The 17,143-nt window shown below is 54.8% G+C and carries 13 protein-coding genes and 1 pseudogene; 3 read left to right on the forward strand and 11 right to left on the reverse strand.

The window, feature by feature from the left end; genetic code table 11:
- Positions 1–190: 190 nt before the first annotated feature.
- On the reverse strand, positions 191–1,339 hold the full coding sequence (locus KVT34_RS12540; RefSeq protein WP_217558980.1) for a response regulator: 1,149 nt from the start codon (positions 1,337–1,339) through the stop codon (positions 191–193).
- Between the two features lie 251 nt (positions 1,340–1,590).
- Between KVT34_RS12540 and KVT34_RS12545 the strand changes: the two genes are divergently transcribed.
- Positions 1,591–4,722 (forward strand): ATP-binding protein, encoded by a 3,132-nt coding sequence (locus KVT34_RS12545; RefSeq protein WP_254634795.1) that lies wholly within the window; start codon positions 1,591–1,593, stop codon positions 4,720–4,722.
- A 96-nt stretch (positions 4,723–4,818) separates the two neighbouring features.
- Here KVT34_RS12545 and KVT34_RS12550 read toward each other — a convergent pair whose 3' ends face one another.
- The 4 genes from KVT34_RS12550 to acsA all read right to left on the reverse strand — a co-directional run bounded on the left by KVT34_RS12550 (position 4,819) and on the right by acsA (position 8,569).
- Complete coding sequence (locus tag KVT34_RS12550; RefSeq protein ID WP_217558982.1) at positions 4,819–5,304, reverse strand: DMT family transporter; 486 nt, start codon at positions 5,302–5,304, stop codon at positions 4,819–4,821.
- 69 nt (positions 5,305–5,373) lie between these two features.
- Positions 5,374–6,072 (reverse strand): Crp/Fnr family transcriptional regulator, encoded by a 699-nt coding sequence (locus KVT34_RS12555; RefSeq protein ID WP_217558984.1) that lies wholly within the window; start codon positions 6,070–6,072, stop codon positions 5,374–5,376.
- Between the two features lie 52 nt (positions 6,073–6,124).
- The gene (locus KVT34_RS12560) at positions 6,125–6,550 is read right to left on the reverse strand and encodes a DMT family transporter (protein ID WP_217558986.1); all 426 of its coding nucleotides are present in this window, start codon (positions 6,548–6,550) and stop codon (positions 6,125–6,127) included.
- A gap of 288 nt (positions 6,551–6,838) precedes the next feature.
- Positions 6,839–8,569, reverse strand: coding sequence for an acetate--CoA ligase (gene acsA, locus KVT34_RS12565; protein ID WP_217558988.1), 1,731 nt, complete (start codon positions 8,567–8,569; stop codon positions 6,839–6,841).
- Positions 8,570–8,838: 269 nt separating this feature from the next.
- On the opposite strand from acsA, the gene KVT34_RS12570 reads away from it, so the two are divergent.
- Entirely contained in the window at positions 8,839–9,768 is a 930-nt protein-coding gene (locus tag KVT34_RS12570; RefSeq protein WP_217558990.1) for an ABC transporter substrate-binding protein, read from the forward strand.
- 254 nt (positions 9,769–10,022) lie between these two features.
- On the opposite strand, the gene KVT34_RS12575 is transcribed toward KVT34_RS12570, so the two are convergent.
- The 4 genes and pseudogenes from KVT34_RS12575 to KVT34_RS12590 form a co-directional block, all read right to left on the reverse strand.
- On the reverse strand, positions 10,023–10,910 hold the full coding sequence (locus KVT34_RS12575) for a GNAT family N-acetyltransferase (RefSeq protein ID WP_217558992.1): 888 nt from the start codon (positions 10,908–10,910) through the stop codon (positions 10,023–10,025).
- Between the two features lie 328 nt (positions 10,911–11,238).
- Positions 11,239–13,751: pseudogene (gene uvrA, locus KVT34_RS12580) on the reverse strand (excinuclease ABC subunit UvrA).
- Between the two features lie 464 nt (positions 13,752–14,215).
- Positions 14,216–14,599: a VOC family protein gene (locus tag KVT34_RS12585; RefSeq protein WP_217558994.1), complete on the reverse strand. Its 384-nt coding sequence runs from the start codon at positions 14,597–14,599 to the stop codon at positions 14,216–14,218.
- A gap of 47 nt (positions 14,600–14,646) precedes the next feature.
- On the reverse strand, positions 14,647–14,820 hold the full coding sequence (locus tag KVT34_RS12590; protein WP_254634797.1) for a hypothetical protein: 174 nt from the start codon (positions 14,818–14,820) through the stop codon (positions 14,647–14,649).
- 210 nt (positions 14,821–15,030) lie between these two features.
- On the opposite strand from KVT34_RS12590, the gene KVT34_RS12595 reads away from it, so the two are divergent.
- Positions 15,031–15,390: a VOC family protein gene (locus tag KVT34_RS12595; protein ID WP_217558996.1), complete on the forward strand. Its 360-nt coding sequence runs from the start codon at positions 15,031–15,033 to the stop codon at positions 15,388–15,390.
- Between the two features lie 117 nt (positions 15,391–15,507).
- Here the strand turns inward: KVT34_RS12595 and KVT34_RS12600 are convergent, their stop codons facing one another.
- Positions 15,508–15,993: an anthrone oxygenase family protein gene (locus tag KVT34_RS12600; RefSeq protein WP_217558998.1), complete on the reverse strand. Its 486-nt coding sequence runs from the start codon at positions 15,991–15,993 to the stop codon at positions 15,508–15,510.
- Between the two features lie 115 nt (positions 15,994–16,108).
- Positions 16,109–17,008 carry an arylamine N-acetyltransferase family protein gene (locus KVT34_RS12605; RefSeq protein ID WP_217559000.1) on the reverse strand — a complete coding sequence of 300 codons (900 nt, stop codon included), beginning with the start codon at positions 17,006–17,008 and terminating at the stop codon, positions 16,109–16,111.
- Between the last annotated feature and the right edge of the window lie 135 nt (positions 17,009–17,143).

Below are 17,143 nucleotides of genomic sequence, written 5' to 3' on the forward strand. Positions count from 1 at the left end.
TCATCAGGGTCTGATCTCTCCTGTTTCTCTCCTTTCTCCCGATCAGTCTATGCCGCAAAAAGGCACACTTTGTATTGTAACGCGTCCATCTCGACAAAATCTGAACAACGAGGCGGCATAAAAAAAACCGGCCTGTATACACAGTCCGGTTTCCGGATAAGCGGCTTGTCGAAAAAGAACAGCTTCCTTTTCAAAGCACAATTGCGGAGCCTTCCCTCCACTTTTCCATCCACATTTGAACGGAAACTTCGGGGAGCACGTCCATTTCCTTAAGCAGCGCGCCCAGCCGGTTGAATTGATCTTCTACGGCCTTGCGGTCCCGGAGAGAAGCATACAGCTTCATCAGCGGGAAATAGCTGCCTTCGAAGTGCGGGTATTTCTCCTGCATCCGGTTGTAAATCAGGATCGCTTGATTAATTTGGCCAAGTCCGGCATAAAATTCTCCCAGCTTCCGTGCATGCTCGATCCACAAAATGCGCAGCCGCTGCCGCTCATTCTCCGCCCAGAGATAATCGCAATCCGCCAGAAAGTCTCCGGGATACAGATCCAGCACCTTCCGATGCTCCGCCACATTGCCGGTATGAACGGCTTCCAGCCGGGTCAGATTCCGCTCCCATTCCTCCGAGTCGATCCGGATGTCTCCGGCGTCCAGGATATAACCCTCTTTGATGTTCATACTCCGGATTCCGATATCCGTTCCCGTATCTTTTAACGCCTGCCGGATATGATAGATCGTCGTATACAGATGTGCGGACGCTTTCTTGGCTTCCAAGTCCGGCCAGAACATCTCCTGCAGATCGCTTTTACGGACAGCCTGTCCACGGTGATGAATCAAGTAGGCGAAAAGCTCCTGCGCTTTGGCCGTGCGCCATTTCAGACTCACCACGGTACCGTTCCGTCGTTCGAATTGGATCGTCTGCAGCAGACGAATCCGTATGGCGCGGGAGGAATCGTTCGCCTGGGCGCTGCGGGAAAACTGCGCTTTATCCGTAAGACGCTGGACGGTTTTTATGAGCCGTTCCTTGCGCACCGGCTTCAACACATAATCGACAGCGTTCAAATCAAACGCGTCAACGGCGTATTTATCGTAGGCCGTTACAAATACGATGTGCAATTCCGGGCAAACCTCCTGCAGAAGCTCGGCCGTTTGTATCCCGGATTTACCGGGCAGATGTATATCGAGGAACGCTACATCCGGCTGCAGCCCTTCCACCTTGGCTATAGCCTCGTCCGGGTCCGAATAGGAACCCGCCACCTCAATTCCCGGGATTGCTTCCAGCATGCGGTTCATCTGCAAAGCGGCAAGAGGCTCGTCTTCCAGAATTATCGCTTTTAACATCCTCAGTCCCTCCGAATCAGACACTATTCTTTCAAACGAACTTATGTATTTTATCGGACTTTTATCGTGTTATGATAAATCGGCCTTTACTCCAAATAACAAAGGAAAAAGGGCTTCACAGCCTCTTCTCTACCATATCAGAAATAGAAGAGCCTTCCTACCTATTTTTATCGGGTCAAAAGAATTAGTTCGGTCAAAAACTGGTTTTGAAACGAGAAGGATTTTAAAAAAATTTGTAGAAATGCATCAGAATGAAAACCTACAAATTCAGAGTGTTTATCTGGGTGTTTCTTTTTTTCCTTTCGCTCGGCGGATTGCGTCTGATCTGGTACCACATGACCTCCATCCCCGCTAACCCGCCGGCCGTTAAAGGAACGCTCAATTTGCAAAATTGGAATTTTGCCGAAAATCCGCTGGTAACGCTCAACGGCGAATGGGAATTTTATCCCCATCAACTGATTCCTGTCGAAAGCGGATCGGCGGCGCCGGCGGGGATGCGGGTTTTGCAGGTTCCCGGCTCCTGGGAACAGGCTTTTGCCGGGGAAGCGAAAGACAGCTACCGCTTCGGCAGTTACCGGCTGCGCGTGTCTCTTCCCCGCGATACGAAGCTGACATTCGGCATCCGCTTGCCCGATATCCGTTCGGCTTCCGCGGTATTCGTAAACGGTCAGCCGCTCCATCAAACCGGCAGGCCGGCGGAGACCGGCGAGGGTTTCATCCCCGGCTACCGTCCCGTATCCGTCACGTTTACGGCGGATGGCGGCCAAGCGGATCTGATCATTCATGCGGCCAGTCCGTCGTATATGAAAGCCGGAGGCATTACGGGTTCGGTCCGTTTCGGCGAAGAGACCGCCCTGACGCGCGCCGTCTGGATCGGTATCGGATCGCAGCTAGCCATCGCCCTCGTCCTGCTGATTCACTCGGCCTATGCGGTGCTGCTATATTTGATCGGCGCGCAGCGCAGATCCGTCCTCACATTTGCCGCGCTGGGACTCTTTGCGGCGGTTGCCGTGCTTTCGGACGACAGCAAGCCTCTGGTCGTTTGGCTGGATATGGATTATGAAACCGCCACAAGAACGATATTGGTCGCCTACACGGGAATCGCCCTTTGCCTGATTCAGCTCGCGAGATTATGGTTTCTCAAACAAACCGGCAAACGGATTTTCAGAATGCTTCAGTTGATTTATGTCTTGTACACGCTGTTCATTTTGTTCGCTCCCGCTTACATGGTCTCCCGCTCCGCTTTCTTTTTAACGATATCCGGCTTGGCGACGGATCTTGTCTTTCTTGTCCTTATGCTGAGAACGATAAAAAGAGAAAAGGAAGACGGTATTTTTCTGCTGCTCGGAATTGCGGCGGTCGTTTCCAACGTGTTCTGGGGCGCCGTGAAGCCGGTAACCGGTCTGGAACCGGGTTTTTATCCGCTTGATCTGCTTGCCGCTTTGTTTGCGCTTGCCGCCTACTGGTTCAAACGTTATTTCCGTACGTCCGCCAGGACGGCAGAGCTTGCCGAACGATTGCAAAAGGAGGACAAACGGAAGGATGACTTCCTCGCCAACACGTCCCACGAACTGAGAAATCCGCTGCACGGAATTTTGAATATGGCTCAGACGGTGCTCCACACGGAACAGGACAAACTTACGGAAGACAGCAGAAAAAACATGGAACTGCTCCTGACGGTCGGACAGCGGATGTCTCTGCTGCTCAATGATCTGCTGGACATCACGTTATTAAAAGAAAACCGCATCCGCCTGCAGCGGAAGAAGCTGAAAATCCAGTCCGTCGCGGGCGGCGTGGCGGATATGCTGCGTTATATGATCGGCGGCAAACCCCTGGAACTGAAGCTGGATATTCCCGAAACATTTCCCCCCGTCATTGCGGATGAGAACAGGCTCACCCAGATCCTGTTTAATCTCGTTCACAACGCGATTAAATTTACGAACGAGGGGACGATTGCCATCGAAGCACGGGTCTCGGACGGACACGCCGAAATCCGGATTGCAGATACGGGAATCGGCATGGACGGGCAGCAGTTGATCCGATTATTTCAGCCCTACGAGCAGGCCGATTCCGGGATTACCGCAACCGGTGGGGGACTGGGTCTTGGTCTGGGCATCTGTAAAAACCTGGTGGAACTGCACGGCGGTGTACTCGAAGCTTCTTCCGTGCCCGGGCAGGGCAGCGTATTTTCTTTTACACTGCCTCTCGCGGAGCCTTTCCGGGACGTCGCCTATCCGGCTAATCCGGGCGAACCGGACATGGGCGCTTCCTCTGGAACCGCCGCCCTGTCCTCCGCTCCCTTGGCCGCCGCCGAAGAAGAACTCTCCGCAGCAGGCACGGCCGGACAGGCCGCGCAAACCGCCCGGCAAGAAGAAACCGGACGGCCGGAGAAGCTGCCGAATATTCTTGTCGTCGACGACGATCCGGTCAATCTGACGGTGCTTCGCAACCTGCTGGCATCCGAAGGCTACCGGGTCGAAACGGCAGCAAGCGGCAGGGAAGCCCTGTCCTTGTTGGACGGAACCGGCTGGGACCTTGTCATCAGCGACGTCATGATGCCTCTTATGTCCGGTTACGAACTGACCCGGATCATCCGCGGCAGGCATACGCCGGCCGAGCTGCCCGTCCTCCTGCTTACGGCGCGCAGCGGCCCGCAAGATAGTACGGCGGGCTTTCAGGCGGGTGCGAACGATTATGTCACGAAGCCGGTGGAAGCTTACGACCTGAAGGCGCGGGTCCGCTCCCTGATCGGGCTCAAACTGTCGGTAGAAGAACGGCTGCGCATGGAAGCCGCATGGCTGCAGGCTCAGATCAAGCCGCATTTTTTCTTCAACACAATAAACTCCATCTCCATCCTCAGCGAGATCGATCCGGCAAAAATGAGAGAGCTTCTGGAGGAATTTTCCGCCTACTTGCAGAACAGCTTCGACTTTCAAAATTCGGAGCAGCTTATTCCTCTTCAGAGAGAGCTCGAGCTTGTCCGCTCCTATCTCGCCGTAGAAACCGTCCGTCATGGACACAGACTGGACATTCACTGGGAGATCGCCGACATTCCCGGACTCAGACTTCCGCCTCTATCCATTCAGCCGCTGGTTGAAAATGCGCTTATCCACGGCGTGCTGGAGAAAAAATCGGGAGGCGTTATCCGGATCGAAGTGAAGAGCCGCGAAAACGGGACGGAAGTCCGTGTCACGGACAACGGCATGGGGATGGACCCGGCAATCCTCGAGAAGCTTCGGAGCCTCCACGCCGGAGAAGAACGCCGGGGAATCGGACTGGCGAACACCGACCGCCGGCTGCGGCATATGTACGGCGCGGGATTGACGATCGAAAGCTCTCCCGGTCTCGGGACCGCCGTTTCTTTCTTCATCCCCGACAATTGAATGTCAGACGTCAGCCTGCAGCCGCGCAAACAACAAAAAAACTCAGTCTCTCCGGGGAGAGACTGAGTTTTTCCTTTTTATCTTCCCGCACATCCGTCAGTCCGGCAATCCCTGCGGCGCCTTGGCCGCGGACGACTCGGCTCCTTGCCTGCCGCCGAACTTGAACAGGACGATGCCGGCGACGATGACCAGCACACCGATCAGCTTATTCAGCGTAAACGGCACCTTATCCAACCCCAGCCACCCCAGCGAGTCCCAAAGCAGGGCAAAACTGAGCTGCGCCGTCAGCACGATTGAAATGGCATAGGTCGGGCCGAGAAGCTTCATTCCCTGTACGAGGCAGATGACGACGCCGACACCGATCATACCGCTCACCCAATACCACGCCTGCATGTTTTGCAAGGCGAATGTCTGCTTTCCTTCCACCAGCAGACTGATAGTCAACGAAGCCAGGAAACCCATTCCCAGCACCAGGGTCGTCGTTGCCCAAGATCCCGTCCGCTCATTTACTTTGCTGTTGAAAACCGTTTGCAGGCTGACCAGCGAACCGGCCAGAACCGCCAGCATTAATCCCAGTATCATGGCTTGCTCCCCTTCTCTCTATAAATAAATAACGCTATTTCCGTACACGAGGAGAACCGCTAAACTCTATCACTCGTAAATATTGTGACCGGCCATCGCGCTCAGCCCTTCCCGGTCCTTAATCGTGATAAACCCTCTCGTACGCTGAAGCAGCCCTTCGCTGCAAAACTTTTGGATCACCCTGTTCAGATGCCTGTAGCTGGTTCCGATCAAATTAGCCGCATCCATAAGATGCGTCGTACTCAGCTGCCCCCGGACCAGATTATCCGATTCATCGCAAAAAACCGACAGCAAGTAGCTGGCGAGCCGAACTTCTACCGGATACATCAAATTAAAACTGGAGAAATTCGAGTCGATGTAAAACTTCTGCGTAATGATCTCCAGCAAAAACCTCAGCAGCGGAGCGTGGTCGTTCCCGTATTTTTTGAGCCAGCGGTGGTGAAATCCGATCATGTGAACCGGCGATACGGCTTCAACCGTGTTCACGATATCGCTTCCCCGTATATATTCAATATCCCCGATTACTTCAATCGGCGTCTTGAAACAAAGAATGAGCGTTTTGCCTTCCGCGGAGGACGTGTAAATTTTGATTTTCCCTTTAACCAGCACATACAAATAGCTGGCCGGCTCGCCCCTGGAACAGATCATCTCTCCCTGCTCGAAGCTGAACAGAGACAAATGAGGGTTCAAGGCTTCGTTAAAAACCGTCTCCAGCCGATGTTCCCGCAAATAACGGGACAACAGCTCCCGGTCCTGAATTTCTTTCACTCCGGGTTCACCTCCAGCCTTTTCCTTATCCTATCCCCGAAATCATATCCTATCACAGTTTCAGGATCACGACACCCGCGATCATTAACCCGATGCCGATAAACTGCGGCAGCTTCATTTTCTGTTTGGCGACGCCGAACCATCCGTTGATATCCACGAGAAAAGTAAGGCTGAGCTGAGCGATCAACAGGGCAGCAATCGTAAACGTAACCCCGATTTTCTGAATGGCCGAGACCTCACTGAAAATGATGACCGCCCCCAGTGCGCCTCCGATCAGATAAAGCGGCTTAATCCCTTTGAAGCTTCGCAGGCTGCCGTCCCGCACAAAAAGCAGGATAACCAGCGCAATCAGAAAACCCGTCAGTTGGGTGATCGTAGCGGCCTGCCACGTGCCGATATCATGGCTGATGCGCGCGTTGGCGACGCCCTGCAGCGTAATGCACGCCCCGCCTAAAAATGCAAATAAAATCCCTTTCATTGCGGCCGTCTCCTTCGCTTAGAACTTCTTTCTTATTAAATCCCAGCTCCAGGCGTGCAGAAAAGGACATATGTCCTGAAGGTGTAAAAAATGCTTCCATCCAATGCTTCCAAGTTCACCGGAATCCCGAAAAAAATAACCGGCCTCTCGGGAGGCCGGTTATTCGGGTGCTGCTTTAAAGCAGCAGTGTGCAGAGATCTGCTTATTGGACCGTCTGCTTGATTGACCGCAACGGACTTGGTCATTCCTACGCAAGTTCCGGAGAAAGCAAGCGATCGGAGAGGATGATTAATCTTCCAGTGTGGACAGGTCGCCGGTAGGCAGCCCCAGTTCCCACGCCTTCAGAACGCGGCGCATAATTTTGCCGGAGCGCGTCTTCGGAAGCTTGTCGCGGAACTCGATTTCGCGTGGAGCCGAGTGGGCCGCAAGGCCTTTTTTGACAAACTGCTGAATTTCTTTGATCAATTCCTCGGAAGGCTCGTAGCCATCCCGCAGCGCGATAAACGCTTTAATAATTTCGCCGCGCACCGGGTCCGGCTTGCCGATTACACCCGCTTCCGCAACGGCCGGATGTTCCACCAGCTTGCTCTCGACTTCGAAAGGCCCGACACGTTCGCCGGACGTGTTGATCACATCGTCGACGCGGCCCTGGAACCAGAAGTATCCTTCCTCGTCCTTGTAAGCGGAGTCGCCGGAAATATACCACGGCTTCAGCCGGTAGTACTCGTCGTATTTCGCGGGATTGTTCCAGATGAGGCGCATCATGGAAGGCCACGGAGCGCGTACCGCAAGGTTGCCCATCCGGTTCGGCGGCAGCTCGTTGCCCTGATCGTCGACGATGGCCGCGTAAACGCCCGGAATCGGCTTGCCCATAGAGCCCGGCTTAATCGGCATCGCCGGATAGTTGCAGATGACCTGCGCGCCGGTTTCCGTCATCCACCACGTATCGTGAATGCGTTTGCCGAATACTTTCATTCCCCAGCGTACCACCTCGGGATTAAGAGGCTCGCCCACGGACAGGATGTGGCGCACAGAGGACAGATCGAACTGCTTGAGGAGATCGTCGCCCGCCGCCATCAGCAGCCGGAAAGCGGTCGGAGCCCAGTACCACACCGTGACTTTGTAGGTTTCGAGCGTCTGGTAGCTGTCATTCGCCGAGAAGCGGCCGCCGCGTACGAGCGAAGTCGTCCCGTTCAGCCAAGGCGCCCACATTCCGTATACGGTTCCCGTTACCCAGCCGGGATCGGCGCAGCACCAGTAAATATCGTCCGGCTGGAGATCCAGGACCGTTTTGGCGGTATGAAGATGCTGGATCATCGCGTTATGGACGTGCAGAACCCCTTTCGGTTTGCCGGTGGAGCCCGATGTGTAGTGCAGCTGCATGCCGTCGTCCAGTCCGACCCATTCGATTTCCAGCTGATCGGACGCTTTTGCCATCAGATCCTCGTAAGAAATCTCCCTGTCGCCGGGCTCGCTGTTCTCACCGACCACGATGACATGCTTGAGCGCGGGCAGCTCGGAAACGGGAATGCGATCTTTAAGCGCTGGGGTTGTGACAATGGCCACGGCTTCGGAATCCAGAAGCCGGTCCTTCACGGCCGCTTCCATAAAAGCTTCGAACAGCGGGCCGACGATCGCCCCGATTTTTACAGCCCCGATATAAGCCGTATACAGCTCCGGAGAACGCGGCATAAACACGAAAATACGATCTCCTTTGCCGATGCCGAGAGACCGCAGAGCATGTCCGAATTTGTCGGAAAGGGTTTTCATTTGTGCAAACGTATACGATTCATTCCGTGCCGCGTCCGTGTAAATAAGCGCCGTTTTGTCCCCACGGCCTTCCTCCACATGGCGGTCGAGCGCCTCGTAAGCGATATTTACTTTTCCCGTGCGGGACCACGTAAATTCCTTCTCCACATCCGCCCAGTCGAAATTGGCGTACGCCTCTTCATAATCGGTCAGATTATTACCCGTTGTAAGAACCGGTATGATTTCCTGCTCTTCCGTTTGCATCGTCATCCTTGCACTCATCCTCCCATTCTCTTTTCCGATTTCATTTTGTAATTTATCCTAATAAATTCCATCGGAATTGATTATATCTTACATTCACGGACACGACAATAAAAAACGGATGAAGAAACGGCTTTTTGCCCGGAGAAATTCAGCCGCTTTTGTATCCTGTCGAAGCACGCCTTTCTCCTTTTTTATTTGACAATGATAATCATTATCAATATAATATTGTTTGGAAAAGCTATCCTTATAACCTACGTCTATGGAGGAATTTGACCGTGTTTAATCTCAAAAAGTCGGGCGTGCCCGCTATCTTTATCCTGCTTCTATTTGCTTTGACCGTAGGCTGCGGCAATAAAGAGAGCGCTCAGCCCCGGCAGCAAACCGTCACGGACGGGATGGGTCATCAAGTGAACCTGCCTGTCGAGCCCCAAAAAATTATTGCCTCCTACCTGGAGGACCCTCTGCTCGCCCTCGGCATTAAACCCGTCGCCCAATGGTCCGTAAAAGGCGGAAACGTACAGGAATATTTGCGCTCACAGTTGGAGGGAATCCCCCCTATTCCTTCGAATCTGCCGCCGGAGACCGTTCTCAGCTTCAGCCCCGACCTGATCATCCTCCGCCCGGAAGCCGCCGCTCAAGAGAGTCAATACGAGCAGTATGCGAAAATAGCGCCGACCTTTGTCCTCTCTAAAGAGGACGCCGACGATTATAAAAAAACAATTACGAAAATGGCCGAATTGTTAAATAAAAAGGAGGAAGCGAAAAAAGCGCTGGAAGCCTACGACCGGAAGGCAAAAGAGTCGAAAGACAGCTTGCGGAAAGCGCTCGGAGACAAAAAAGTCGCGGTTCTGTGGCTCACCAAGAAAACCTTCTACGTCGTAAACGGAAATGTTTCAAGCGGAGCGGTTTTGTACGGGGATTTGGGTTTGAACAAACCGAACCTGCTGAATTCTTTGACGGAGTCCAAGGCCAATTGGGTTCCCGTTTCGCTGGAGAAACTGGCCGAGCTGGACGCAGATTATCTTTTTCTCGTCAATTACGATAAAGGCCAGGCCGGAAACCTGGAAGAAGACCTCTGGAAAAACATCCCGGCCGTTAAAACCGGTCACGTCTATGAGATTCCTTCAACAAGCAGTTGGTTGTATAACGGCGTCATCGCCGCCGAGAAAATCGTCGACGACGTCATGAACGCGCTGCGTCCTTAACGATCGAAATTTTCATTCACGCGTATACCGCCTGCTGACGTTCGTTCCGCCTTCGCCGCCCGCTACGGCTCCGGTTCGGTTCCTGACTGGGGCCTTACTGTTACCGGATGGAGGGAAACGTCCTGCAAGGTGCGTCCCCTTCCTAGGCGACCTATACGTGCTGCGTCCTCCGTTTCCCGTGCCTTACATTATCAAGCGTCTCCAAGAAAAAAGGACAGCAGGGCAGCCGCCCTGTTGTCCTTTTTACATGACGATTATTTCACGGTGACGCGGTAATAATCGTTTACGTTTCGCTCGACGAAGCCCACCGATTTGTACAAGCCCAAGGCGTGGTCATTGTCCGCCGCTACCTCCAGAGCCAGCTTGCCCTGAAGCTGCTTCGACTCCGCAATGGAAATCGCTTTGCCCAGGATCACTCTGCCGTGACCTTGTCCGCGGTATTCCGGGAGCACGCAAAATCCGGAAATAAACCCGCCGTCGTACAGTTGAATGTTGATTTTCCCAATGGGAGTCCCTTCAAGCTCGGCAATCCAGAAGCTCTCTCCGGCCGCGGCCAATTTCCGTTCGTTGAATCCCCTGGCATCCGATTCCGTGACGCCGAACCCGGCAACGTCCAGCCGGATCGCTACTTCCATATCCGCTTGCACCGCAGGACGCAGCTCGATTTGACCGGCGGAAATGACGGAACTCAGCACGTCCCGGTCATAATCGGAGGGCAGCTCCATCCAATACTCGGAAAATTCATAAGCGCCTCCGGCATATCCGGCGAAAGAGCGTCCCGACTCCGACCCCCGCTGCACAATAAACAGCTGCTCGGGTATTCCGCGTTTTCGGCATTCCTCGTCGGCCGCTTCGAGCAGCTTCCGAAAAATTCCCCGGCGGCGGTACTCCGGGTCGACCATGCCGCTGATTTCCGCTTCGCTGCTTTTAAAAGCAAACAGCGCCAGAAAACCGACTGCTTTTCCGTTCTCGACATAAAGCCAGTCGCTGCATTCTTCCGCTTTGCGGTTTTCGAGCATATCCCAGTTCAGTTTTAATGTAATAGAATCGTATTCGTTACAGCGCTTTTCCAGTTGTTTCACTTGTGCCAATTGATCGCGGGTTAAACGATTTACAGGCAAAACCATTCCGGTATCCGGCATTCAGATTCCCCTTATTCATGTAGTAAGAGCCGTGAAGGCTCATAGTCCTATTCATTATAACGGAAAAATAGACCGGTGGTTAAGGCGGATTTGATTATAGTCGTTTTTTCGGCCCGGGCCGCTAGTTGTACCTTAGAGGCTCATCGCGCGTGATTCAAGCGGGCAGACACGGTGCGTGGTTTCCCCCCGCAGTGAGGAGCCGCATGATGACAAGGACCTGCCGGCGGCCAGCCTCTCAACTTGGCTCCTGCAAGGTATGCAAAGTTCCGGGATGGGAAAAGCCGGCCCCTGGCAGGACCGGGATTCCGGCCGCGATCAGGGGCTTCTTTTAATAGGCCGCGGCCAGCGCTTTTTTCAAGAAACGTCCGGTATGAGAAGCTGCGGCAGCCGCAACCGTCTCCGGTGTGCCCGCGGCCACAACTTCCCCCCCTTTGTCTCCCGCTTCGGGCCCGATATCGACGACCCAGTCGCACTCGCGGATCATGTCGAGATTATGCTCCACGACGATGACCGTGTTTCCCGCGTCGACCAGTTTGTTCAGCAGGACGAGAAGCTGCCGGGTATCCCGCGGATGCAGACCCGTCGACGGCTCATCCAGCAGGTACAGCGTATGCCGCTTCGTTTTGCCGCCCAGCTCTTTGGCAAGCCGGATCCGCTGCCCTTCTCCTCCCGACAGGGTCCGGACCGACTGCCCCCAGTGCAGGTAACCTAATCCCACTTCGGTCAAAAGAGCGATCTGCCCGTCCATCTTGATTCTGCCCTGCAGCAGAGGCAGGCTTTCCTGGACCGTCATGTTCAGCAAATCCGAAATGGAGTACCCGTTGCAGGTGACCCGCAGCACTTCTTCCTTGAACCGCTTCCCCCGACAGACCGGACAGCGGACTTCAAGACCGGGCAGGAAGAACATGTCCATCGGCACAACACCGAGCCCTTGGCAGTGCTCGCAGCGGCCGCCCGGCGTATTGAACGAGAAATGCTTGGCGGTAAGCCCCGCCCGCTTCGCTTCGGGCAAGCCGGCATACAGACTGCGCATCGCCGTGAATACGTCGGTGTAGGTCGCGACGTTGGACCGGCTCATCCGGCCGATCGGCGACTGGTCGACCGTCACGATCCCGCCGATGCCGCCGAAACCGGTGATGCTCCGGCAGCCGCGGCGCTGCTGCTCGTCGCGTCCGCCCGCGGCCACCAGATCGAAAAGCAGGGTCGACTTTCCTGAACCCGAGACGCCGGTGACGGCGGTCAGGCAGCCAAGCGGAAAGGAGACGTCGATATGCTTCAGATTCCGTTCATAGGCATCGTGTACGTTCAGAAACCGGCCGTTTCCTGGTCTTCTCTGCCGGGACAGGTCCGCGGTCATGCCCGAAGACTCCCGCAAGAACGCTCCCGTGACAGAGCCCCGGGTGTCCATTAGCTCCGCGAGCGTCCCTTCTCCGACGACCCGGCCGCCGAAACTTCCCGCACCGGGACCCATGTCGATCACATGGTCCGCGGCCTGCATCATTTCGACGTCGTGCTCGATGACGAGTACCGTGTTGCCGAGGTCCCTCAGCTGCTTCAACACGCCGATCAGCCCTGCGGTATCCCGCGGATGCAATCCGGCCGTCGGCTCGTCGAGGATATACAGCACGCCGGTCAGTCCCGAGCCAAGGATGGAGGCGAGCCGGAGACGCTGCGCCTCTCCGCCGGAGAGCGATACCGTCTGACGGCTGAGGGACAGATAGCCCAGACCGACGGCCACGATCCGCTCCGTCCGGACGGTCAGATCGTGCAGAAGCGAGCCGACCATCTCCCTGGCCTCGGGCTGCAGCTCTTCCATCAGCTCCTGCAGCCAGCCGAGCGCATCCTGGAGCGCCCAACCGGAAATATCGGAGATGGAAGCGCCGCCGACCGTCACCTGCGGACGCTCTCCTTCAATCGGGCGCCGTGACAGGCAGGGCACGTCTCTTCAAGGAACAGCGCCGATTCGCCCGATTCGCCGCCTTTCTCCTTGTAGCGCCTCCAGATGCCGGTCACAACGCCTTCGAACTTACCGCCGCCGACCGATTTAGGCGGCTTTACGTCCGGAAAATGCGCGGAGAACGCCTCGCTGTCGACCCCGTAGTAAAGCAGGTCGCGCTGGACGGCCCCGTATTCTTTAAGGGGCAGATCGGCATCGAAGGGGAAGCCGTAATGCTCTCCCGCCGCTTTGAGGATCGACAGGTTGTGTTTCGCGATCACGTCGTACCAGATCGTTACACAGCCGCTCCGCAAGCTTTTCTCCTCATCGAAAACGGCCTCCATGTTCAGGGTAACCGTATGACCGAGCCCTCCGCATTCCTCACAGGCGCCTTCCGGTGTATTGTAGGAGAAATATCGGCGTGTCAGGCGCTCCATACCCGCGCCGCAATGCGGACACTTGACGGCCGGCTGCACGTCCTCTCCGTCATCTCCTTCTCCCGGTCCGGCCGCTTCCCCGTCAGGCCACGGGACGAAGCGCTTTCCGCAGTTCGGACAGGGCCGCTCGCCCAGCTTCTCGTAAATGACCCGCAGATACGTGTGAATATCCGTAATCGTACCGACCGTCGATCTCGGATTTCGGTTCGTGACATGCTGCCCGACGCTGATGGACGGGGACAACCCGACAATCGCGTCTACCTTCGGCTTGGCAATAGCGTCCGAGGTCATGCCCATCGACTCCATATACTGCCTCTGGCACTCGCGCTGGAGCGTATCCATGGCCAGCGTCGATTTACCGGAGCCGGAAGGTCCCGTCAGCACAACCAGTTTGTATTTCGGAATGCGAAGCGTCACGTTCCTCAGATTGTTTTCCCGGGCTCTCCGGATTACGATCTCGCTGCTCACAAGTAAATCCTCCGTTCGTTTTTGATTTTCCTTCCTTATTAACGCATTCTTTCCTGGTCCCAGCCGCACAACCTTATTCTATAACATTCATGCAAATGAGAAGGTTGAAGTCTTTTTTGCTTGATTTATCAGGCATTTGTTTGCAAAATGTATAGCCAAGCACTTCAAGGTTCTAAACGAATTGGGACGATACCCGCCCGGCAAAAAAGTCCCCGTTCCACAGAACAGACGCTTTCTCCATAAGAAAACGGCGTGCCTGGTGCCGAAGACTTTTTTTCTTAGATGAATATTGGACGGAAAATAAAAAGACACCGCACATAAAGTGTCGTGTCTTTGAAGCGCAAAGGATCTCGGATCGCGTGCGGCTGTACTTTTTCTTTTCTTTTATTCGGGCGGGCGTGAAATTTTTCACTCCGCACTCGCACACATTCGGGTACCTAGTAACCCGCAGAAGTCCCCCGGTTTTACACCGTGATTTCTAGGATGTTTCCTTCCGGGTCCAAAACAACACTTTCAAAATAGCCGTCGCCGGTTACCCGCGGCTCGCTTTCGACGGTATATCCGTCACGCCTTAACCGTTCCGTCAGCTCCACTACGTTGTCTTCGCTTCCGGTCGAGAAGGCGATATGGGCATAGCCGAGGTAAATCCGCCCTTCTTCTCTTCCGGCGCAAGCCGGTTTGGTCATCAGCTCCAGTCTTGCACCGCTTTCGAACTGCAAAAAGTACGAGTGAAACTGCTTCTTGGCGTTCGTGTACTTATCGCCCGCCGCTGCGCCGAAATAAGTTTCATAAAAAGATTTCATCTGCTTCAGATCAGCCGTCCATAGGGCCATATGCTCGATTTTCATACAAATCTCCTTCCCTTCCTTAAAATAGCCGGTGATCGTCCGGCGGCTTACATGACGGCGAATTCAGGCTGCGCTTCGACGCCGTAAATCCCCGCCCAAACGTCTTTTGCGTAGCGTCCTTCCGTCTGCAAGCCGTACAGCCACTTCCGGGCTTCGACCGGACTTACCTGACGGATATTCGCGTAAGCCTGCCGGATTTCCTCTTCCACGCCCGGCGCCACCCGGCTTCCGTCTCCCCATACATACAGCCGCCCGCCTTGTTCGGGCAGGGCGATCAGCTCCGCCGCGTTCTTTTTTCATCATGTGCTGCACATGCGTCTTCGGCGTTCCGCTCTACGGAAGCGATCCCGAATTTATCAAGAAAGGAGAATCGTCCCATGCTTGTCGAAATAGTTTTCGGGGATATAACAGCTTATAAAAGGAGGTTGACTATGAAGGTTAAACGAATTATCGCAAACCTGGACACGCCGGAACTTACGGCGGCCAAACGCTTTTATCAGGAGGCGCTCGGTCTCGATTTGCTGATGGATCACGGGTGGATCGCAACGTACGGGAACCGCGAGACGATGAACGTCCAGATCAGCATTGCTTCAGAGGGAGGCTCCGGCACCCCTACACCGGCTTTATCCATCGAAGTGGACGATCTGGAAGAAGCGCTTGCACGCATGGAGGAGGCCGGTTTTCCTGCGGAATACGGACCCGTTGACGAGCCATGGGGGGTCCGGCGTTTTTTTGTACGCGATCCGCTGGGCAAGCTCGTCAACATCCTGAGCCATGGGCAAGAAGACTAAGCCCTTGTGAGTCCCGCTTGCGAAATATTGTTTTACGATCCGGGCTTAGAACGCCAAAAGCCGCATCCGGCCGTTATCGCAACGGTTCGAATGCGGCTTCCGCTTGCTGCGGCATGCTTATCCTTTCAATCGGAGGGCTTGTATGAACATCGCCAGAGCCGCCAGGCACGCAGCCGTACGCACATGATTCCAAGCGGTCCATTTGACGACATAACTCGACCACACGTCAGCCCCTGCGGCGCTTCCCGGGTTCACGGCTTCGAGCGCGTTATTCAGCGGAACGTTGAACACCATCGTTACCGCAAAGCCGGCGGCATAAAGCAGGCTGCCTGCCAATAACCAGCCGCTGCCCGGCTCTCCCCAGTTGAGCAACGAGACGACTGCCAGCACGCCGCTTAACAAAGCCGTTCCCATAAACACGATGCCGAACAAGGGATTCAGAATGGTCGCGTTGATCGACTGCATCGCCGCAATGCCCTGCTCCGCCGGTATCCGGGCGAGGGCGGTCATAACGAACGCAGAGAATGCGAAAAACAAGCCCGCGTTCAATCCCGAACCGAGTGCGGAACAAAACGTTAAAACCGTAAGCAAACTGCCGCTCATTACGAAGCTGCCCCTTCCGCTAAAGCCGACATCCGGCTGTTTTCTTTCTCCATTTTATAGCGGAAATGTCACTCTTGGAAAGCCGCAATTCGTTATAAACGATTTGTACCGGGAATCATCCCGTTGGCAGGCTTCCCGCCTTTTCTTGCCGCTCCTTTATTTTTTGCCAGTCGGAATGGGCCGCCTCGACTCTTTTCCACAAACCCTCCCGCTCCGGTTTGTTGTAGTTGACAAGCTGTTCATCGAACACATCGGCCAGAACCTCGAACCATTGCGATTTCGTGCGAAGCTCGGTTATTTCCAGCCCGCTTACATTCCGTTTCCTCCAGATACAGCCTCTGAGTTCATTGCCCTCGGCCTCATTCCGTTGCCTGATCAGAAACTTGTTATACCAGGGAGAATCCTCCGAACGGATATAAAATTCATGGTTCGGCTTGAACTCTTCAAGATCAGTCAACACGTCAGGCGCATAATCGACACCCGGAAAAGAAGCGAGATGATCATGCTCCAGCCGCCAGCCGTCAGCCGCAACCCCCGACTCCGTCACCTTGTACGTGTAAGGCGCCTGAATGTAAGTGCCGTGTCTGAGAGGCAGCGGCTCGAAAGGCATATCCCCCAGCCCTACTTCGGCGATCCAGGTCCCGTTCCCCGTTTCTTCATCGGAAAAATCAACGGTCAATCCAAGATGAAAAGAATTGATCCGCGGCTCGGCACCCATCGGCTGAACGCCTGCACGATGCAAATTCACCCGGTAGCCGAGAGAATGCAGGAGAACGCCGAACGCGCCGTTCAAGTGGAAGCAGTAGCCGCTTCGCTGGTTCAGAATGAGCGCCACCGATTCTTTAAACCCGATAGGGGCAGGTTTTCCGCCGAAAATGTCCAGCGTCTGCCAGGAAAGATGTTTAACATGAGCTTTATGCAGCTCAGCCAAATAAAGAAGCGTGGGGGCCCCGATTTCCGGAATCCCGATTCTTTTTAAATAAGCGCGTACTTCTTCTCTCGTCAATGTATACATAAAGAGTCACCTCGGGTACCCGTATTACGCTTGCCCGGAAATGGATTTCCTGCTGCGTAATTCCATTTTAGAAGGGAGCGGAGGCGCCTACAACGCCAAAAAGAAGCATCTGTACCGGTACAGATGCTCCTTGGA

Source organism: Paenibacillus sp. GbtcB18 (genome assembly GCF_019091125.1).
Lineage (GTDB): Bacteria > Bacillota > Bacilli > Paenibacillales > NBRC-103111 > Paenibacillus_F > Paenibacillus_F chitinolyticus.